Here is a 19,981-nt window from a genome sequence, read left to right as displayed (position 1 = left end):
GACCGACAGACCCCGGCGAGATCCGGAGCGCTGCCGGTGTGTATCTATAATCGGAACACATGCACCAACCTTCGTTCCTTATACGGAACGTTGCGGCCCCGGCGACGCATGGACGGCAGTGTATGTTCTGACGTACACCGCCCCTACGTCGTAAGACGCCTACCGCTCCTTAACGGAATCGGCCATATCATTAATGAAACGGGATCCCGCATGACCGACGACACTTGGCAGAATCCGCTAAAAGAGCCAGGCGAAAACGAGGTCGCCTTTGACTACATCAAAGCGCACGATTTCCGCGTTGTTTGGGTTGACGGAGCTGTCGGCGGCCTCACCCCCAATGGCCATGTCCACTGCGCTGTGTATGCCGAGCGAGAAGCGTTGCCTCGACGTCAGGTTTTCAAGATGGAAGAGCTCGAGAACGGATCAGGCCGTCTCGGCCCCGAGATTCTGGAGAAGCAGATCAGCCGCGGATCAATCGTGCGCGAGGTCGCTTGCGACCTTTTTCTAAGCCCCGAAGGCGCAGAGGGGCTGGCAAACTGGTTGCTATCTCAAGTTGCGGCATATAAAAAAATTACCAGCAGGGAGGAATAGAATGGGCCTTAAGGCGATGCCATTGAACAGCGGCACTCGATCTCGCAAGGTCGTTCTCCGTAGCCGCTCCTCTGCGTCTAAATCGCGTGGGAGGTACGCTCGCACGCCGTCAGACTTCATCTCATCTTTTTACGCGGTGTTGAATCGATGGAAGAGCGAAACCGCCTTTCTGTCAGATCCAGATCGAATTACTGCGCACCCAAGCTTTGCTGCTCTCGTGGAGCACGCTGATCTCGTTTGTCCACTGATCATTCAAGAACTTCGGATGGCGCCATCTAAACTTGTATGGGTTCTTGACGATGCTTTTCCAAACGAAACTCCTTACAGCAGCGACGAGATAGGCGATATCGAAGCGATGGCTAATGCGTGGATCGCTTGGGCCGAAAATAATGGACGCACCCTATAAATCGCTTTTCCCGAACTTGAATGACGTTGCCGCCAAGAAGACAAGCGAAAAAACAGAAAAATATAACTGCATAGCCTGGGCCTTTAAGGACAGCCGCCGACACTGGTGGCCGAACAGGAAGCGATCTTACTGGCCAATTCCAACTCTCGGTTTATCCGTCTCAGATGCCTTCGACAGATGGTTTGAGGTAGATGGCTGGGAAAAGTGTTCTGACGACAATCACGAACCCGGCTTTGAAAAAATCGCTCTCTATTGCGTTCAAGGACAACCCCAGCATGCTGCCCGACAGCTTGAGAATGGACTTTGGACGAGCAAGCTGGGTCCAGATATCGACTTGACGCACAAACTGCACGAACTGTCTGGCCCAGCTTACGGTGTGCCAATGCGTTTCTATCGACGGGCAATCAAACAGGATGGGTCGCCAGGGTGAATTGGCCGTTTTGTTTCCACACCAACGACGCGCAGTAGTTCGCACGCGTTCCGGACCACCAGTAATCGATAATTTGACTCTCGCTTACGCCGCGCTTCGATAGCGGCACGCCTCGCCCTGTCCGCCGCCAGACGCCCAGGCACCCCGACGGTCGACCGATGAAGATCACCTTCGGCCAGATGGGCGTGCGCGGCGTGCTGGTCTATTGCCATTGCGGCCATCACGTTGCCCTGGACGTCGACCGCTGGCCTGTCAACGTAAGGCTCTCGGATCGTGAGCCGCATTTCATCTGCCGGGTTTGCGGTGGTCGGGGCGCTGAGGTCCAGCCCGAGTGACCTCGACATCCGCGCCGAGACCGAAGAACACATAGCTGCTCTCGCCGGCCGCGTTCTTCTCGCCAGACCCGACAATCGCAGAAATGAGCGATCGCGCCGATGCAGTCGTCCAGAGGAATTCGCTTCTTGGACCCACCACCCGCCAGGCTTCACGCGGTGGGTTTTGTGTTGCTCAGGTTGCGCTTTTCTGCTCTTGCAACGCCTCGATTCGAGAGTATCCTTGGATTCGAGTTGCATTTTGACTAGGAGATTTTGATGACCAACGGTGCCTACAATCTCGAGGTCCATAACCGGGCTAAGGCCCGCCAATCGTTGATTATCCACTTTGAGGGGCTTCGCGGCGCCACCGCTGCGGCGTTGATGGAGCAGCACGCTGAGCACGCTTTGCTACTCCGCGAGCACGGCAGCCCGACCTCCGCCGACCATGAGGCATTGCGCCAATTTCAACTCCGCACCGGGAAGCGGCTCCTACGTTCGTGAGGAGGCCATGGGTAAGCGATTTGTGGCCGCGAGAGATGCGGATCGACGCGCGCTCGATCTCTACCTCATGATCAAAGAAGTGGAGCAGATGCCGCTAGTGCACCTCGCCATCTCCATCGATGAAAAGAGGCCGATCTTCATCCAGGACAAAACCAACCAACACTATTGGGACCACTTCACCATAGACGGCTTTTTGTCATTGGATGTTGAACAAGCAAAAGCAGAAGGTGGCACGGCCAAAGCGCTGATTTGGTCGCGAAAGAAGCCGGCGCGACCGCGCGTACCTCAAGCTGAGGTGGATCGAGCCGTCGACCGATTCCTTGCGGGAGAAGACGATGAATAGCGTTTTCCACACCCCTGACCGGCAATGGCCCTGACGCATTCCGAACCATCAGTAATCGACAATTTGACTCTCGGTGGCGGCGCGTTTCGATGGCCGCATGATCAAGGCAAAGAACCGCGGTCCGGGTATCTATCCCACGGACAGAGTCTCACTGATTTGCTTAAAAATCCACCCCTCTTTCGGGGCGCTTTCGCGCTCGGCCAGGTTGTCCTACGCTATGCCTCCAAATGAACAATAAACTCGGAAAGAAGAAAAAGCGCAGACTGCTTGCCGAAGCAGCTCCGCCATCTCCATCTCCATCGCCAGAACAAAATCATTCGCACCGAGGTCAAGCATCACTTGATCGAGCGCATGACACGCAACTGTACAAGTACGTGAGCTCTCAGTTTATCAATAACGTTTTCAGCTCGCCCGAGCACGTGACCTTGAAGTGCTCGCTGCCGAAAGATTTCAACGATCCTTACGAGCTGTTTCTCACAATAGATTTTGATGAAGAGCCAGATGCCTTGGCATTTTACGCCGACGCTGTTGGTGATCTCGATCAGCTTCCCACTACCTGCTTTTCTCGATCGCCCGATGTTATTCCGATGTGGGCCCACTATGCTGAAAACCACAAAGGATTTGTAATTGAATTTTCCGAAACATCCCTGCGGGAGGCTTTTCAGGATAGCGGTTTCCAAGACGTTGCTTATTCGGATACCCCATCCGAAGATCTGACCGACATGCTCTATCGAGCATTCAAAATTGGCAAATACCGCTACATCTACCTCTTGCGATTAGGTGTGTATAATGCCGCCTACTTTACCAAGGCAACCTGCTGGAGCTACGAGCGGGAACGACGGATGGTTGCTTCGGAAAACGAGATTCGCGACACCTCAGGGCTGTTGCTCCTGGACGCACCAATTTGTTGCATTTGCAGTATCATCGTTGGTTCAAGAGCGACGGATGAAACGAAGCAAGCTCTCCTAACGAAATCTGAGGAGTTGGGCTGCCGTTACTTCGAAATCCGCATCGGCAAAAGCTCCGCAAATCCCTATTTCGTTGACGCTCATGGGCAGCCGTATGTTTTCGACGGTTCGACGCTTATGCCCGCCGCTTCAGCTTGCGAGACCTGCCTTGAACCAATGAAGGCGGAAACGTTGCAGGCGCAATGCTCTTGGTGTCGAATCAATGAACAGATGACTCACGATGCGGCTTCTCGGAATTCATATCGAATGCTAGATCGCGCAGGCCTTCTCGAGGGATATATTCAAGGGATGGACAAAATCACGTTCGGGAGACGAAAGGCTGACAGTGAATAGTGACTCAATGTCGCGCTTTCGTACCCAACGGCTCAGGGATTTTGCGGATTAAAGCCACTCTTCATCGGAATTGCGGTGACGCACTTTATTAGCATGGGCAGCATCGGCGACAGAGGGCAGCTGATTAACGGAATGACATCGCCATGCTCTCACTCCCGGCTGAAGCCGCGCCCCTCCCCGATGCCATCAGCTTCCCTTGGATGCGGTCCCTGACTGCGCCCCGCCAAGGCCGGGGTTGATAGCCAGCGACGCTCCCGCAGCGCCGCCGGCTTCGTAGGCCGTCATCGACACCATCCGGCCGCCGCTGCGCTGGGTCCGGAGCTTGAGGTCGAGCTTGTCGAATTCCGCATCGACCACCGAGGTCTTGAGAACCACCAGCCCGCGGCCGGTGCCTTCGTTGACCTGATCGCGACCGGCCTTGATCGCCACCAGCCGGTGCGCGATGGACGCCACCATCCCGAGCGCGAAGGAGGCATTGGCCAGATGGCGCTGCTGGTGCCGGAACCTGATGTAGTCGACCGAGGTCTTGAAGCGGCCAAGCTCGGCGCGCACGGCGCCGTCGATCAACTCGGCCAGATAATGCGCGACCTCGATATCCGCGCCGAGACCGAAGAACACATAGCTGCTCTCGCCGGCCGCATTCTTCTCGCGCCAGACCCGACAATCGCAGAAATGAGCGATCGCGCCGATGCAGTCGTCCAGAGGAATTCGCTTCTTGCGATGGGTCTCGTAGACCCTCCGCTCGCACGGCGAGGCGCGCAGCTCGACGTCGGAGAGCGACAAATCGTGACGATCCAGCAACTCGGCGACCTTGGCGGCGGCCGACAGCGCCTCGTCCTCGGTGCAACCGTTGGCGATCGTCTTGGCGCGCAACGCCTGAATGCGGAGCTTCAGCTTGTCGAGCGTGGCCGGATTGAACGTCTGATTCACCGATCACCTGCCCGGGAAAGCCCGACTGACATACCCCGGTCGGATTGTACTGGCGGAAGGGGTGGGATTCGAACCCACGGTACCCTTGCGGGCACGCCGGTTTTCAAGACCGGTGCCTTAAACCACTCGGCCACCCTTCCAAGACTTGAAATTGCTAAGCTTTTCGCCGCTTCGCAGAGAACATTTCGAGGACTCTGCTACCGCTTTGCTACCCAACGTCGTCGCTGCGCTTCTTTATGGCGGCTCGCATGGCGTCGTCAACCGCTGCGGCTGCCCCACCCTGCATGTTCGGCATCAGGTGTGAATAGAGTGGCCTGCCATCGGCGTGCGTAGGCGTATGGCGGACAGGGCGAGGCATGCCGCCATCGAAACGAGGCGCCGGCCGGTATCAAATTGTCGATTACTGGTAGGTCGGAGCGCACGCGGGCTACTGCGCGTCGTGTGCGGACGAAGGGAGCCCGCCGTTTCACGCATCTTTGCTAATTGGCGGTGCTGCCGCTCTTGTTGGCGGTGCTGCCGCTCTTGGCCTTGGATGACTGCTTCACAACCGGCTTGGCCGGCGCGGCTGACTTCTTCGACGCATCATCGCCGCGGGCAGTTCCCCACGGATCGACCGCCTTCTGGTCCGGAACATTGTTGAGGGAGCGTTGATAGGCGCGCGCAGCCCGCTCATCGTCCGCCTTCTGTGTCGCCGTCTTCGCCTTGGGCTCTTCGCCAGGCCCTAGCATATGTTCCTCCGCCAGCGCGGGGGCGGCCATCAGGGCAAGCAAGACGGCGACGGCGATTTTGTGCATCGAGAAACTCCCCGTTCTGCGACGAGCATAACACCGCGCCGATTGCGGTAGCAATGCAGCCGGGCGTGAGTTGGATATGACGCTGATCGGACGATCTGTCAGGTGCGCGTCAGTTTGGTCCTCTAGCCTCGATCAGGACTGGTGACACCTCCCAGGGCGTCGCCGGTCGCGAGGCCCGGTTGGAGTCACCTCTATTTCCGGGCCTCGTTTGGCTTCGCCCGCAAAAGAAAACGCGGCGCCTTTTGGGGGGCACCGCGCGAAGTCTGCTTGTTGCGTTCGTCTCTTGTCGCGTCGGCTCAGTAGCCGCAATTGCTGCAGCTCGGCGCCACCGGCGCGTAATAGGAATAGCCCGGCGAGACCATCTCGACGCGCTGGCGCGTGGCGTATTGCGGCGGGATGCGCTCGTACTGCACGCTCGGCGGCGCCACCATCACGGTCTGCGGCACCATCACGGTGCGGTACTGCGCCGGCGTGCGATGCGCGACTGTCGCACCTGGCGACACCATCACGGTCTCGTCGACGGCGCGGTATTGCGGCGCGACGTATTGCTGCTGATAGCAGGTCGTGCACGGCTGCGGCGGCGCGTAGCAATTGTAGCAGCCGGCGGAGGCCGCGGTCGTCATGGCAATGGCAGCGACGACTGTTGAGAAAACGACAGCAAGAGTACGAGACATTGTGGTAGCGCCCCAGTTGCCCGAAATGGATTTGCGAAGGTCGCCGCAGTATACGCCGCAAAACCCATGGCTGCCGAAGTTCGTCGGGGCATCCTTAATGCGAACAGCCGGCTTTCACCGGCCGTTCAGAACTTGTTGACCATGCACGACCGCGACGTTTGCGATCGGGCCCGCGCAAGACGCGCCTACTTCGTGCGCCGCTTGACTTCGCGCACGGCGCCGCGCGCGGCGCTGGTGGTGAGCGCAGCGTAGGCCTGCAGCGCGGTCGAGACGTTGCGCTTGCGGGCTGCGGGCTGCCAGGCGGCGTCGCCCTTGGCGTCTTCGGCGAGACGGCGCGCAGCGAGCTCCTCGTCGGAAACCTCGATGTTGATGCTGCGGTTCGGAATGTCGATGGCGATACGATCGCCGGTGCGAACCAGACCGATGTTGCCGCCTTCGGCCGCTTCCGGCGAGAGATGGCCGATGGACAGACCCGAAGAGCCGCCCGAGAAGCGTCCGTCGGTGACGAGCGCGCAGGCTTTGCCGAGGCCCATCGATTTCAGATAGCTGGTCGGATACAGCATCTCCTGCATGCCGGGGCCGCCGCGCGGGCCTTCGTAGATGATGACCACGATCTCGCCGGCGACAACCTTGCCGCCCAGAATGCCCTCGACGGCCGCGTCCTGGCTCTCGAACACGCGCGCGGGGCCAGAGAATTTCAGGATCGAGGCATCGACGCCCGCAGTCTTCACGATGCAGCCGTCCTGCGCGAGGTTGCCGTAGAGCACGGCGAGGCCGCCGTCCTTGCTGAAGGCGTGCGCGAGATTGCGGACGACGCCCTTCTCACGGTCGGCATCGAGCTCGTCGTAGCGGCGCTCCTGGCTGAAGGCGACCTGGGTCGGGATGCCGCCGGGCGAGGCACGGAAAAAGGTACGCACCGCCTCGCTTTTCGAGCGCTTGATGTCCCAGCGCTCCAGCGCCTCGTTCATGGTCGGCGCGTGCACGGTCGAGACCGAGGTGTCGATCAGGCCGGCGCGATCGAGCTCGCCCAGGATGCCCATGATGCCGCCTGCGCGATGCACGTCCTCGACATGCACGTCGGCAACTGATGGTGCAACCTTGCACAGCACAGGCACGCGGCGCGACAGCCGGTCGATATCCTGCATGGTGAACGCGACCTGCCCTTCATGGGCGGCGGCGAGCAGATGCAGCACGGTGTTGGTCGAGCCGCCCATCGCAATGTCGAGCGTCATGGCGTTCTCGAACGCCTTGAAGTTCGCGACGTTGCGCGGCAGCACAGAGGCGTCGTCCTGCTCGTAGTAGCGGCGGACGAGATCGACGATAGTGTGACCGGCCTCGACGAACAGGCGCTTGCGATCGGCGTGGGTCGCGACCACCGTGCCGTTGCCGGGCAGCGCCAGGCCGAGCGCCTCGGTCAGGCAGTTCATCGAGTTCGCGGTGAACATGCCCGAGCAGGAGCCGCAGGTCGGGCACGCCGAGCGCTCGATCACCTTGACGTCCTCGTCGCTGACCTTGCTATCGGCCGCGGCGACCATGGCATCGATGAGATCGACGGCCTTGGTCTTGCCCTGCAGCTTGACCTTGCCGGCCTCCATCGGGCCGCCCGAGATGAACACGGCGGGGATATTGAGCCGAAGTGCGGCCATCAGCATGCCGGGCGTGATCTTGTCGCAATTGGAGATGCAGACGAGCCCGTCGGCGCAGTGCGCGTTGGCCATGTACTCGACGCTGTCGGCGATCAGCTCGCGCGACGGCAGGCTGTAGAGCATGCCGTCATGGCCCATGGCGATGCCGTCATCGACCGCGATGGTGTTGAACTCCTTGGCCACGCCGCCGGCCTGCTCGATCTCGCGGGCGACCAGCTGGCCGAGGTCCTTGAGATGGACGTGGCCGGGCACGAATTGCGTGAAGGAGTTGACGACCGCGATGATCGGCTTGCCGAAATCGCCATCCTTCATGCCCGTCGCGCGCCAGAGGCCGCGGGCGCCCGCCATGTTGCGGCCGTGGGTGGTGGTGCGGGAGCGATAGGCTGGCATGGCGGTTTCCGTCCTCGGGTTTGGGTGCCTGAGCGGAAAATATCGAAGCCGCCTCAGGCCTTTCCGGCCGGATAGCGCACGGGCCGGGCGGGCGCAACGAGAACTTGCCTTTGAAAGCCTCGGATTGGTCTATCGCAGGCCTCCCCTGCTTCCGGCGCGTGGGCACAGGCAATCTCAGCCGTCATGCCCGGGCTTGTCCCGGGCATCCACGTTCTTGATGCCGCCGAAAAGGTCGTGGATGGCCGGGACAAGCCCGGCCATGACGAAGCATTTACTGCAAAGTCGGATCGAGCCGATCGCGGAACCAGTCGCACCTTGCTGCTTTCAGGCGCATGCATCCGCGCGCAAAATCAAGCGCGATTAAATCCGTAGTGAACCGGAATGGAGTCCTAACCCTGTCTCGCGTACATCGCGGGACATCGATCGGCGGCCTTCCAAGGGCATCACCCTCTGATCGCGCACCACGGGGTTGGGGGACCATCTGGGGCGGGGGATCAAAGGCTGGGGCAAGGTTACGAGGTCCGGACTCCTAGGCACTCCGGACCTCGTGCTTTCTTCATCGAACGCAATTTCGCGCCGCCGGCTCTGTGAGCCGTGCGGCGCGAAGTCGTTCTGGACTGCGCTCTCCGCTTACTTCGGCACGTTCCGCTCGAGATCCTCGAGCCAGGCCGCAGCACTCGAATCCGACGGCGCACGCCAGTCGCCGCGCGGCGACAGCGATCCGCCGGCCGAGACCTTCGGTCCGTTCGGCATCGCCGAGCGCTTGAACTGGCTGAAGGCGAAGAAGCGGCGCAGGAACACTTCAAGCCAGCGCCGAATTTCCGGAAGATCATAGGCGCGGCGCTTGTCGGCCGGAAATGCCGGCGGCCATTCGCCCTTGGCGACGTCCTTCCAGGCCTGGAACGCCATGAAGGCGATCTTGGACGGCCGCAGGCCGAAGCGCAGTGTGTAGAACAGGTTGAAATCCTGCAGCTCGTAGGGCCCGATGGAGGCCTCGGTGCTCTGCGGCTTCTCGCCCGGCTTGACTGGGACCAGCTCCGGCGAGATCTCGGCCGACAGGATCGAGGCCAGCGTCCCGTTCACGTCACCGCTGAATTGCTTCGAGGCGATCACCCAGCGGATCAGATGCTGGATCAGCGTCTTCGGCACGCCGGCGTTGACATTGTAATGCGCCATCTGGTCGCCGACGCCATAGGTGCACCAGCCGAGCGCGAGCTCGGAGAGATCGCCGGTGCCGATCACGATGCCGCCATGGTGGTTGGCGAGCCGGAACAGATAGTCGGTGCGCAGGCCTGCCTGCACATTCTCGAAGGTGACGTCGTAGACCTTCTCGCCAGTGCCGAAGGGATGGCCGATGTCTTTCAGCATCTGCGTGGCGGTGGTGCGGATGTCGAGCTCCTGCCAACTCGTCTGCAACGCCTTCATCAGCGCCAGCGCATTGGTCTTGCTCTCGCTGCCGGTGGCAAAGCCCGGCATGGTGTAGGCCAAAATATTCTCGCGCGGCAGGCCCAAGAGATCGACGGCCTTGGCGGCGACGATCAGCGCATGGGTGGAATCAAGACCGCCCGATACGCCGATCACGACGCGCTTGGTGCCGGTCGCGCGCATGCGCTGCACCAGGCCTGCGACCTGGATGTTGTAGGCCTCGTAGCAATCCTGCTCGAGCAGGCTTTCATCGCTCGGCACGAACGGGAAGCGCTCGACCTTGCGCAGGAAGCCGATGTCGGCCGCAGGCGGCTTCAGGGTGAAGCTAACTTTGCGGAAACGGCCCTCGCGCTGCCGGCGATTGTCGTCGAACGTGCCCATCAGGGCGCGCTCCTGCCTGAGCAGGTCGAGGTCGACGTCGGCGAGCGTGATCTGGCCGTCCTGCCGGAACCGCTCGCCCTCGGCCAGCAGCACGCCGTTCTCGTAGATCGAGGTCTGGCCATCCCAGGCGAGGTCCGTGGTGGATTCCCCTGCCCCGGCGGCGCAATAGACATAGGCCGCAAGGCAGCGCGCCGAGGTCGACTGGCACAGCAGCGCGCGCGAACGCGCCCGGCCGATCGTGATCGGGCTGCCCGACAGATTGATCAGCACGCTCGCGCCGGCCAATGCGAGCTCGGAGGCGGGCGTCACCGGGATCCACATGTCCTCGCAGATCTCGACGCCGATGGTGAGGCCGGGAACATCTTCGGCCGCAAACAGCAGGTCGGTGCCGAATGGCGCGTGGAGCTTGCCGATGGCGATCGCCTCGCCCGCGATGCCGGCGCCGGAGGCGAAATGGCGGCCCTCGTAGAATTCGCGATAGGTCGGCAGATAGCTCTTGGGCACCACTCCCAAAATGCTGCCGCGGTGAATGACGGCGGCGCAATTGTAGATGCGATTGCCGAAGCGCAGCGGTGCGCCGACGATCAGCACGGTCATCAGCGCCGCGGAGGCCTCGACGATCGACGCAAGCCCGCGCTCGACGGCGTCGAGCAGCGGATCCTGCTTGACGAGATCCTCGATCGCATAGCCGGACAGGCACAGCTCGGGAAACACGGCCACCGCGACCGATTGCGCGTCGCAGGTTTTGGCCGCCGCCATGACCGCCTTCGCATTGGCCGCGGGATCGGCCACATGGGAGGTGGTGACGCAGGCCGCAACGCGCGCAAACCCGTGGGCGTAGATCGAGTGGAAGCTCATCGGGCAAAGGACCTTAAATCTTGCCGGACCGGCCGCCGGCGCTGGACTCTATGTAGCCCATCGACCGCGCCCCGTGCAGGCCATCCGCCATCATGCATAACCGCTTTGCAGCTTCGCCGGCCGGCTTTTTTGGCAGAATCACGCGCTGCGCGCGAGCACGCCGGAGAGGTCGTTGCGCAGCCATTCCGCGATCCGGGGCCACGCGTGCGCATGGGTCCGCGCGCCCATGAACAGCCCGAGATGGTTGCTCGGCTCGGAGGCCGCTGCGACGAAAGCCGGCGGCGTACCGATGAGGCTGGCGGTCGCGAGTGCCTGCGTGGCCGGCACGACATCGTCGTCGAGCCCGGCCAGCAGAAAGACCGGCGCCTTGACGTCCTTCAGGTCGATCGCGCGGCCGAGTGCCGTGAAATTGCCTGACGCGATCCGGTTCTCTCGAAAGATCCAGTTGACGATCTGGAGATAATAGGTGCCCGGCAGGTCGAGCGTCTCGGTGTTCCAGCGCTCGAAGCGCGCGAGCAGGGCCGCGCCCTCCGCGTCCGAGAGGTCTTTCTGCAACGACGCCGCGACGTCGTCACGGCAGGGCGCCTTCGACCAGACCCGCAGCATCTCCTCGCCGCTGACATTGCCGCCGCCGCGCGCGACGAGCTGGTCGTAGACGATCCCGGGCGCGTTGCGGGCGAGTTGCGACAGCCTGGACTCGATCGAAAGGTCGACCGGCGCACCGGCCAGCACCAGCCGCCGCACCTTGGCCGGAAACCGCGCCGCATAAAGCAGCGACAGCCAACCGCCCTGGCACAGGCCGACCAGATCGACCGGCGCGCCGATCTCGTCGACGGCGACGTTGAGATCGCCGAGATAGCTGTCGATCGAGAGATAGCGCATGTCAGGCGTGGCCGAGCGCCAGTCGGTGAGATAGATCCGGTCGATGCCGCCCTGTTGCAGCGACTGCACCACGCTGTGGCCGGGTGCAAAATCGGCGATCAGGGCCCGATGCAGCGCATAGGGTGCGCAGACCAGAGCCGGCTGACCGGATCGCGTCCGCGAACAATCGCGCAGCCGTGTGGTGGCGAGCTCCAGCGCCACGGTGCCGGGCGTGGTCCAGGGAAGGTCGGCCTCGCCCTGCTCCGCCGGGCCGCGCTCCAGCCACCAGAAGCAGGCGTCCATGGCGAGACGTGCAGCTGCAAACGGCCACAGCACGGGGTCATCGGGACCGCGCCCCGCTCCACCGGGCTGTTGACCGCTCTTCCCCGCCGCCATTACCGCATCATCCTCACAAAAACGCCTCCAGGCTGACCACGGAGATGCCGAGCTCCCTGAAGCTGTGATGGGTCGCTGCGACCGAGCCGTCGAGGTCGATGCCACGGCAGGCGTCCTCGATCACGGCAACCTCGAACCCCGCCTTGCGCGCATCCTCCGCGGAAAAACGGACGCAGAAATCGAGCGCCAGGCCGGCGACGAAAACCGTCTTCAGCTCGCGCTCCCTGAGATAGCCGAGCAAACCGGTCGGCGTCCTGTGGTCGTTCTCGAACAGCGCCGAATACGAATCGATCCCGCGGCGGAAACCCTTGCGCACCACAAGGTTCGCGCGGGTGACCTCAAGCTCCCGATGGAATTCGGCGCCGGCCGTGCCCTGGACGCAATGCGCCGGCCAGAGCACCTGGGTGCCGTAGTCGAGCTCGATGGTCTGGAACGGCTGGCGGCCCGCGTGGTTCGGCGCGAAGGAGACGTGGTCGCCCGGGTGCCAGTCCTGCGTCAGCACCACATTGGCGAATTTTTGGGCGATCCGGTTGATGGCGGGGACGACCTTCTCTCCGCCGGGAACGGCGAGCGCCCCGCCCGTGCAGAAATCGTTCTGCACGTCGATCGCCAGCAGCACGTCGCGGTCGGTTATCTTCATCGCAAGGCCCCATGTCGTCCGTCCGGCGCAACGGGCGCCGCCGCTGTCATCAATGTCGATCTTCCCGCGCCGCTTCGCAACCTCCGACACCCTGCAACGATGTCGCGCGAACTGGCCGGCTGATCCTCCTGGATGCAACGCTTTGGCCTCGTCCGTGTTGACTAGCTGTGCCCGAGGGCGGAATCTCTGATATCCGCGACATACGGATCGCGGCGAAGGCGTGGAGGAAAGGGTTCCCAAAGCCTGCAAGGCTAAGGTAGCCAAATGGTCATGAGTATCGGCAAGACAGGAAACATTCTTCTCGCCGATATCGGCGGTACCAACGCGCGCTTCGCGCTGAGCAATGGCGAGCAGATCGGACCGATCGACTATGTGAAGGTCGCCGACCATCCGACGGTCCGCGAAGCCATCGCCGACGTGCTGCGGCGGGCCGACAGCGAGAAGCCGGTCAGGGCCGTCCTCGCCGTCGCCGGTCCCGTCACCAACAACCGCTGCGTCATGACCAACAGCCCCTGGGTGATCGACGGCAACGAGCTTCAGTCGGCGCTCGGCTTCGACAGCGCCCACGTGCTCAACGATTTCGAGGTGGTGGCCTGGTCCCTGCCCGCCTTGCAGCCGGCCGACCTGATTCCGCTCGGCGGACAGGATGGCATGTCCGGGGAGCCGCTGCTGGTGGTCGGGCCCGGGACGGGTTTCGGCGTCTCCTGCCTGGTCGAGCGCCATGGCTCCCGGCTGGCCGTCGTCACGGAGGCCGGTCATGCCACCCTGCCGGCTGAGACCGAGCGCGAGGAGCGCGTCATCGCCGCCATGCGCCGGCGCTTCGGCCACGTCTCCATCGAGCGCGGCGCCCTCTCCGGCTCGGGGATGCAGTCCCTCTACGAAGCGATGGCCGAGGTCGATGAAGCCCAGGTGCCCCAACGCGATGCGGCGGCGGTCACCAAGGCGGCGCTGGACGGGACTTGCGAGCTCAGCCGCGCCACGCTGGAGATGTTTTGCGCCATCCTCGGCTCGGTTGCCGGCAACCTCGCGGTGACCTTCGGCGCCAGAGGCGGCGTCTACATTGCCGGCGGGATCGTGCCGCGCTTTCCGGAATTCCTTTCGGCTTCAGCGTTCCGCGCGCGTTTCGAAGCCAAAGGGCGCTTCCAGGACTATTTGCGCAATATCCCGACCCGTCTCGTCATGAAGCCCGATGCAAGCTTCGTCGGCCTGAAGATGTTCGCCGACCACAATCTGGATTGAGGCGCGCCGGACCTCGCACTCTCCGTTAAGCAATTCACAGCTGATTGCAGCACTCGCGCGGTTCCACGCAGGATCGTGCTTGCCCCGTTGTTTCCGATAAGCAAGAATTCAAGGAGTGTGTGGCGTAGGTACGGGGGCGTGACATGCGTAAGCAGGATGTGGGCTTCGACTATCACCGCTATCACCGGCTGCTGACCGAGGCAGACGATGACGACAAGCGCATGGCGCTGATCGAGCTGTTGATCGAGGAGAAGGCCCGGGACCGGTTGGCCGCCCAGCGCGCCTCCGACCGCGCCGCCATGACGGCCCACACCATCGCCACGGTGCTAAATGCCGGCCGCAACTAAGGCTTGCAGGCCCCCTGTCGCGTGGGCAACAAGTCCGCGATCGGTTGCGATTCCGTTAACGATCTCTCGCAAGCCTATGTCAAACTCTTTGCTCTAAGAGTTCCCTCACCTGATGCAATTCAGGATCAACACAGGGGGAATGAACATGAGCATGATTTCGCTCGCCGAAATGCCGGCTGCCGTCCAGACCCGGTCGACTGACTATTCTCTTAAAGCCATTATCATCTTCTGCGGCATGGGGCTCATCGCCTCGTTCGGCCTGATGGCGCACGGCGTTGACCTCAGCGCAGGCCTGATCTGAGACACTGACGACTCTTTCGTCCTAGATGGCCGCCCCTGTCGGGCGGCCATTTTCGTTGGCGATGTCGCGATCGTTGACAGTGTCAGTGGGAGGCCTTCGCGGGCGTATCGGGAAACAGCGAGTCGATCATGATCCTGAGCTGGTCGAGCGCAATCGGCTTGCGCAGGATCGGCCGGCGCCGCAGCAGTGACGGCAGCAATTCCGGCCCATAGCCCGTCGCGAACAGGAACGGCTTGCCGCGGCGCTCGATCAGATCGGCGACCGGATCGACGTAAACACCCATCAGATTGATGTCGAGGATCGCGAAATCGTACTGCGCCGTCATCGCAAAGGCGCTCGCATCGCGCACATTGTCCGCTTCCGCGACGACATGGTGACCAAGCTCCTCCACCATGTCAGCCATCATCATCCGGATCAACGCCTCGTCTTCGACCAGGAAAACGGAGAGCCTGTCCGCCATTATCAACCTCTCAGCCGCCTTGCGCAGCTAAGCATACCCCATTTGCGAGAAGGATTCACGAATTCGTGGCCTTCAAATTCCACCAATGCATGCAATCCGCCTCAAGCTTGATCAATCCAGGCCGCGCTCATGGCTGAGGCGCACCATCTCCTGGATGAACACCTGCTTCTGCTTGTCGTCGAGGCTCGAGAACAACGGTTCGGCGGCGTCGGCGACGTTGCGCTGATCGGAGGCGCGGTCGATCAGGAATTGCGCCTCGTTGCGCATCTGCTCGATGATGTCGTCGGGCGGATCCCGCTTGGCGCGCTCGATCCGCAGATTGAGCCGCTCGGCGCCGTTATGCCCGAGATAGTGCATCGCGCTCGAGAAGCCGAACCAGTGCTTCTCCTGATCGGGCGTGAGGTTCAGCTCGGTCTTGATCCGCTCGATGTAGGAATCGCTGTTGGAGACAATCTGGTCGGCGGTCAGTTGCGGCGCGCCGGGCTGGGTCAGGACCGTAACGTCCTTATCCCCGGTATCCGCTGGAGCGTTCTTGGCCTCCTTGCCCGCCTTGGCGCCCTTGCCGGCTTTCGCGCTCTTGGCATCCTTGTCCTTGGCGGCGCCCGGCTGCTTTGAGTCCTTCGCATCCTTGGATGCGTCCTTGCTCCCGTCCTTGCTCGCGTCCTTGGCAGCCGGCGCCTGACCATTGTTGTTCCCGACGCCGAGCACACCGGTGAAGACGCCGACCACGCCGCCGATGGCGCCGCCGAGAACGCCACCGACGGGACCTGCCGCCTTGTTACCGGCCGCAGCGCCGTCCTGAACGCCCTTGACCAGACCTTGTGCATTCGCAACTGCGGCCGCGCCGACCAGCACTGTCACAACGGAGCCGAGCGCGAGCCATCGTCGCAGGCGAAGCCGTACAGGCGGCGCCGGGTTGATCTTCTGGGTCTTCATCTCGATCTGCTTGCCCTCTGGAAACGGCAGGCCTCCTGCCGGTTGCAACTCTATCGTTTTCGCGGCGCCGAGGTCTAGGCGCGGACCATCGCTATCCCCGTTTGAAAGGCCTTTGGCGCGAAGCGGTTATGCAGGCTTATTCGGAACTGCGGCGTAATTGCGCACGGATCGTCCCCAGCTGTCGCACTCCGAAGTGTGCGTCGCAATAAGAGCAGCGGTAGCTCATGCTTGGCTCATGCTCGGCGCACGCCGCAGCCTTTCCCTACACAACGTTAGTTCTAGAGAGTGAGACGTTCGGCTTTCTCGACAGACGTAATCAATCATGATCTGATCGCGCTACCAATTAGCCGTGTCCCGCGCGTGATTAGCCGCCCGGGGATAACGACGCCAACAAGAAACGACCAACAACAAAATCAAAAAACAAACTCAGGAAATTCAGAGGAAACGAAAGAATAATAAAACACACCAAGGCGAGGAAACGAGATGTCACGCAAGACACTGACACGACGTCAATTTGTGGCAGCCACTGCAATGTCCTCCACGGCGTTGATCGCGGCGCCCTATGTCCGAGGCGCTTACGCCGCCGGCAAGCTCTCGATCGGCTTCTGGGACCACTGGGTGCCCAACGCCAACGACGCCTCCACCGCGCTCGTCAAGGAATGGGCCGACAAGGAGAAGGTCGAGGTTTCGATCGACTACATCACCAGCAACAACAAGAAGATTGAGCTGACCGCAGCGGCCGAAGCGCAGGCCAAGTCCGGTCATGACATTCTCCAGATGCCGAGCTGGTGGCCGCACGCCTATTCAGAAAATCTCGAGCCGCTCAACGACGTCATGGAGCCGCTCATCAAGCAGAATGGCGAGGTCAACGGCACCGTCAAATATCTGGGACAGTCGGGCGGCAAATGGCTCGCCGTGCCCGCGACGCCAGGAAGCCAGATCAAGGGTCCCTGCTCCCGCATCGATCTCATGAAGAAGCATGCGGGCATCGACGTGCAGGAGATGTATCCGGCCGGCAGCCCGCCGAAAGCCGACAACTGGACGATGGAGACGTTCCTGAAGGCGGCGGAAGCCTGCCATAAGGCCGGCTTCCCGTTCGGCATCGGTCTCGGCGAAACCACCGACAGCGTCGACACGGCGGGGGCGATCTTCCAGTCGTTCGGCGCCGAGCTCGTCAACGCCAAGGGCGATGTCACGGTCAAGACCGACGAGGTGCGGCAAGCGCTCGAATTCTACAAGAAGCTGATCGCCGTGCTGCCAACGGATGCGCCGTCCTGGGATGACGCCTCCAACAACAAATGGCTGATCTCGGGCCGCGGCGCGATGATCCTCAACCCGCCAAGCGCCTGGGCCGTCGCCAAGCGCGACGCACCGCAGGTCGCCGAGCAATGCTGGACGCACGGCTTCCCAGCCGGCCCGAAGGGACGCTTTGCGCCGTTCCTGCCCTATTTCTGGGGCGTCTGGAGCTTCGGGAAGAACAAGGAGGCGGCCAAGAGCCTGCTCATCCATCTGTCCTCGCCGGCGGCGATTGAAAAATTCGTCGCGGCGAGCGGCGGCTACGATCTCCCGGCCTACGCGAACATGACGAAATTCAAGACCTGGGCCGAGGAAGGGCCGCCGAAGGGCACGCTCTTCCACTATCCGGATCCCTACAAGCAGCAGACGATGTCGATCGCAGCGTCGCCGGCGCCGCCGAAGATCGCCCAGCAGATCTATTTCCAGGCGACGCTGACCAAGATGGCGCTGCGCTTTGCGCAGGGCGAGAAGATGGACACGGCGCTCGCCTGGGCCGAGGGCGAGTGCGAGGGCTTCATGCGGACCTGAGCCGGGTGTGTGCCATGGCGGTTCGCGCTTTCGGGCGTGAGCCGCCAAGGCGCGCTTTCGTTCCGTCCGCATGTTCCTGAGGCCGACCGCTCGCCGGCTTCACCGTTGAACGTCCCTCAGAAAGTTTGACCAGAAAGTCAGATTCATGGCCGATGTCGTCGTAGAGCAAGTTCGCCGCGCTCGTGCCGCAAGCCCCCGCAAAAAGAATGCGAGCCTGCGTAATGTGCTGGGTCGGAAATCGTCCGTGGCGTTCTTCCTGACGCTGCCGCTGATCCTCCTGATCGCGCTGCTCGTGCTCTATCCTGCCTTCTATTCGCTCTACCTGGCGACACTGAACAAGGCGATGACGAAATTCGTCGGCCTCGGCAACTTCACCTTCCTGTTCAAGCGCGAGACGTTCTGGATGGTGGTGAGGCAGTCCTGCATCTTTGCGATCACCGCAGTGTTCTTCAAGGCGCTGATCGGCTTCATCGTCGCACATTTCGTCCACAACATTCCGGGCAAGAAGCAGCGCAAATGGCGCGGCATGCTGCTGGTGCCCTGGGTGATTCCGCCGGCGATGAGCACGCTGGCCTGGCTGTGGCTGTTCGATCCCTCCTACAGCGCCTTCAACTACACGCTCTCCTTCTTCGGCGTCGGTCCGATCCCCTGGCTCGGTGACACCTTCTGGGCGCGCTTCTCCGTGATTCTCGTCAATGTCTGGTACGGCGCGCCGTTCTTCCTGATCATGTATCTCGCCGCGCTGAAATCGGTGCCTGACCAGCTCTACGAGGCCGCCGCCATCGACGGCGCCAACTGGTGGCAGAAGATGTGGTACGTCACGCTGCCGATGATGCGCAACATCATCGCCATCACGACGCTATTCTCGCTGATCGTCACCTTCGCCAATTTCGACATCGTGCGCATCCTGACCTCGGGCGGTCCGCTGGACCGGACGCATCTGTTCGCCACCTGGGCGTTCCAGGTCGGCATCCAGAGCAACGATATTCCGCTCGGCGCCTGCGTCTCGCTGTTTATGGTGCCGATCCTTGCCGTCGCAGCGATCTTCATCCTGCGCGATGTCAATAAACGTGGGAACGAAGCCTGATGAGCACGCTCGTAATCGACAAGGCTGGACCAACTCGCAAGCTCGGCAGCATGAGCCGGGACCGTATCTGGGCGCTGCGCTGGTCCTACTTCTTCCTGGTGCTGTTTGCGATCTTCTTCCTGACACCGCCGGTCTACATGCTGATCACCTCGCTCAAGAGCAGCGCGGAGATTTCGGCGGCGACCAATCCGTGGTGGGTGTTTCACCCCACTTTGTCGAACTATGTCGAGCTCCTGACCTCGAACCAGTTCCTGCGCTTCTTCTGGAACTCGTCGATCATCTCGATCGTGGTCGTGATCGTCACCATGCTGATCAGCATCCCCGCGGCGTTCGCGTTGGCGCGGATGAAGTTCTGGGGCTCGGCGACGCTCGCGACTGGCGTCTTTCTCACGTACCTCATCCCGGACAGCCTCCTGTTCATTCCGCTGTTCAAGATGCTGGCGGTGATCCAGGACTTCACCGGCATCACGCTGCTGAACCGCTGGTACGTGCTGGTGTTCATCTATCCGACGCTGACCGTGCCGTTCTGCACCTGGATCATGATCGGCTACTTCGCCTCGATCCCGAAGGAGCTCGATGAGGCCGCGATCATCGACGGCGCTTCCTGGCTCCAGACCCTGCTGCGGATCTTCATTCCGGTGGCGCTGCCCGGGTTGATCGCGGCGACGATCTTCGCCTTCACCGTGTCATGGGCCCAGTTCCTCTATCCCCTGGTGTTCACGACATCGATCGACCAGCTCGTGTTGCCGGTCGGCATCACCACCACGTTGATCAAGGGTGACGTCTTCAACTGGGGTCAGATCATGACCGGCGCACTGCTCGGCGCGGCGCCGCCGCTCGTCATCTACGCCTTCCTGATGGATTACTACATTGCCGGCCTGACCGCCGGCGCGACAAAGGGTTGAA

General features: G+C 62.0%; 21 protein-coding genes and 1 tRNA gene. 12 read left to right on the top strand and 10 right to left on the bottom strand.

Annotated features, from left to right (window positions below; genetic code table 11):
- The first annotated feature begins 210 nt into the window (after window positions 1-210).
- The 6 genes from ABID58_RS21825 (at window position 211) to ABID58_RS21800 (ending at window position 3,886) form a co-directional block, all read left to right on the top strand.
- Window positions 211-591 (top strand): hypothetical protein, encoded by a 381-nt coding sequence (locus ABID58_RS21825; RefSeq protein ID WP_354034503.1) that lies wholly within the window; start codon window positions 211-213, stop codon window positions 589-591.
- 389 nt (window positions 592-980) lie between these two features.
- Window positions 981-1,427: a DUF7689 domain-containing protein gene (locus ABID58_RS21820; RefSeq protein ID WP_354034501.1), complete on the top strand. Its 447-nt coding sequence runs from the start codon at window positions 981-983 to the stop codon at window positions 1,425-1,427.
- Between the two features lie 158 nt (window positions 1,428-1,585).
- Window positions 1,586-1,762 carry a hypothetical protein gene (locus tag ABID58_RS21815; protein WP_354034499.1) on the top strand — a complete coding sequence of 59 codons (177 nt, stop codon included), beginning with the start codon at window positions 1,586-1,588 and terminating at the stop codon, window positions 1,760-1,762.
- A gap of 255 nt (window positions 1,763-2,017) precedes the next feature.
- Window positions 2,018-2,242 (top strand): hypothetical protein, encoded by a 225-nt coding sequence (locus tag ABID58_RS21810; RefSeq protein WP_354034497.1) that lies wholly within the window; start codon window positions 2,018-2,020, stop codon window positions 2,240-2,242.
- A 7-nt stretch (window positions 2,243-2,249) separates the two neighbouring features.
- Complete coding sequence (locus tag ABID58_RS21805; protein WP_354034495.1) at window positions 2,250-2,585, top strand: hypothetical protein; 336 nt, start codon at window positions 2,250-2,252, stop codon at window positions 2,583-2,585.
- 227 nt (window positions 2,586-2,812) lie between these two features.
- Window positions 2,813-3,886 (top strand): DUF2971 domain-containing protein, encoded by a 1,074-nt coding sequence (locus ABID58_RS21800; protein ID WP_354034493.1) that lies wholly within the window; start codon window positions 2,813-2,815, stop codon window positions 3,884-3,886.
- 186 nt (window positions 3,887-4,072) lie between these two features.
- Here the strand turns inward: ABID58_RS21800 and ABID58_RS21795 are convergent, their stop codons facing one another.
- The 8 genes from ABID58_RS21795 to pncA all read right to left on the bottom strand — a co-directional run bounded on the left by ABID58_RS21795 (window position 4,073) and on the right by pncA (window position 12,881).
- A complete protein-coding gene (locus ABID58_RS21795) occupies window positions 4,073-4,816 on the bottom strand; it encodes a DUF7168 domain-containing protein (RefSeq protein ID WP_354034491.1) in 744 nt (247 codons plus the stop codon).
- A gap of 50 nt (window positions 4,817-4,866) precedes the next feature.
- Window positions 4,867-4,956 (bottom strand) — tRNA-Ser (locus ABID58_RS21790).
- Between the two features lie 339 nt (window positions 4,957-5,295).
- Window positions 5,296-5,610 (bottom strand): hypothetical protein, encoded by a 315-nt coding sequence (locus tag ABID58_RS21785; RefSeq protein ID WP_148749254.1) that lies wholly within the window; start codon window positions 5,608-5,610, stop codon window positions 5,296-5,298.
- A 296-nt stretch (window positions 5,611-5,906) separates the two neighbouring features.
- On the bottom strand, window positions 5,907-6,233 hold the full coding sequence (locus tag ABID58_RS21780) for a hypothetical protein (RefSeq protein WP_354034489.1): 327 nt from the start codon (window positions 6,231-6,233) through the stop codon (window positions 5,907-5,909).
- 236 nt (window positions 6,234-6,469) lie between these two features.
- Window positions 6,470-8,320 (bottom strand): dihydroxy-acid dehydratase, encoded by a 1,851-nt coding sequence (ilvD, locus tag ABID58_RS21775; protein ID WP_148749256.1) that lies wholly within the window; start codon window positions 8,318-8,320, stop codon window positions 6,470-6,472.
- Window positions 8,321-8,950: 630 nt separating this feature from the next.
- Window positions 8,951-10,984, bottom strand: coding sequence for an NAD(+) synthase (locus tag ABID58_RS21770; protein ID WP_354034487.1), 2,034 nt, complete (start codon window positions 10,982-10,984; stop codon window positions 8,951-8,953).
- 138 nt (window positions 10,985-11,122) lie between these two features.
- Window positions 11,123-12,241 carry an alpha/beta fold hydrolase gene (locus tag ABID58_RS21765; RefSeq protein WP_354034485.1) on the bottom strand — a complete coding sequence of 373 codons (1,119 nt, stop codon included), beginning with the start codon at window positions 12,239-12,241 and terminating at the stop codon, window positions 11,123-11,125.
- A gap of 13 nt (window positions 12,242-12,254) precedes the next feature.
- Window positions 12,255-12,881 carry a bifunctional nicotinamidase/pyrazinamidase gene (pncA, locus tag ABID58_RS21760; RefSeq protein ID WP_148749260.1) on the bottom strand — a complete coding sequence of 209 codons (627 nt, stop codon included), beginning with the start codon at window positions 12,879-12,881 and terminating at the stop codon, window positions 12,255-12,257.
- A 270-nt stretch (window positions 12,882-13,151) separates the two neighbouring features.
- Between pncA and glk the strand changes: the two genes are divergently transcribed.
- The 3 genes from glk (at window position 13,152) to ABID58_RS21745 (ending at window position 14,768) form a co-directional block, all read left to right on the top strand.
- Window positions 13,152-14,120 carry a glucokinase gene (glk, locus tag ABID58_RS21755; protein ID WP_148749353.1) on the top strand — a complete coding sequence of 323 codons (969 nt, stop codon included), beginning with the start codon at window positions 13,152-13,154 and terminating at the stop codon, window positions 14,118-14,120.
- A gap of 143 nt (window positions 14,121-14,263) precedes the next feature.
- Entirely contained in the window at window positions 14,264-14,467 is a 204-nt protein-coding gene (locus tag ABID58_RS21750) for a hypothetical protein (RefSeq protein WP_148749261.1), read from the top strand.
- A 145-nt stretch (window positions 14,468-14,612) separates the two neighbouring features.
- Window positions 14,613-14,768: a hypothetical protein gene (locus ABID58_RS21745; RefSeq protein WP_187434623.1), complete on the top strand. Its 156-nt coding sequence runs from the start codon at window positions 14,613-14,615 to the stop codon at window positions 14,766-14,768.
- 82 nt (window positions 14,769-14,850) lie between these two features.
- On the opposite strand, the gene ABID58_RS21740 is transcribed toward ABID58_RS21745, so the two are convergent.
- Together ABID58_RS21740 and ABID58_RS21735 are read right to left on the bottom strand one after the other, a co-directional pair.
- Window positions 14,851-15,228: a response regulator gene (locus ABID58_RS21740; protein ID WP_354034483.1), complete on the bottom strand. Its 378-nt coding sequence runs from the start codon at window positions 15,226-15,228 to the stop codon at window positions 14,851-14,853.
- 111 nt (window positions 15,229-15,339) lie between these two features.
- Window positions 15,340-16,164, bottom strand: coding sequence for a Spy/CpxP family protein refolding chaperone (locus ABID58_RS21735; RefSeq protein ID WP_354034585.1), 825 nt, complete (start codon window positions 16,162-16,164; stop codon window positions 15,340-15,342).
- A gap of 483 nt (window positions 16,165-16,647) precedes the next feature.
- Between ABID58_RS21735 and ABID58_RS21730 the strand changes: the two genes are divergently transcribed.
- From ABID58_RS21730 to ABID58_RS21720, 3 genes are all read left to right on the top strand, one after another.
- On the top strand, window positions 16,648-17,988 hold the full coding sequence (locus ABID58_RS21730) for an ABC transporter substrate-binding protein (RefSeq protein ID WP_148749263.1): 1,341 nt from the start codon (window positions 16,648-16,650) through the stop codon (window positions 17,986-17,988).
- Between the two features lie 145 nt (window positions 17,989-18,133).
- Complete coding sequence (locus tag ABID58_RS21725) at window positions 18,134-19,075, top strand: carbohydrate ABC transporter permease (RefSeq protein WP_354034481.1); 942 nt, start codon at window positions 18,134-18,136, stop codon at window positions 19,073-19,075.
- The gene (locus ABID58_RS21720) at window positions 19,075-19,980 is read left to right on the top strand and encodes a carbohydrate ABC transporter permease (protein ID WP_148749265.1); all 906 of its coding nucleotides are present in this window, start codon (window positions 19,075-19,077) and stop codon (window positions 19,978-19,980) included. Before ABID58_RS21725 ends, ABID58_RS21720 begins: the two co-directional genes overlap by 1 nt.
- Window position 19,981: the final 1 nt, after the last annotated feature.

This window comes from Bradyrhizobium sp. S3.2.6, from assembly GCF_040546885.1.
Lineage (GTDB): Bacteria > Pseudomonadota > Alphaproteobacteria > Rhizobiales > Xanthobacteraceae > Bradyrhizobium > Bradyrhizobium cytisi.
This window is presented reverse-complemented; position numbering and strand designations above follow the sequence as displayed.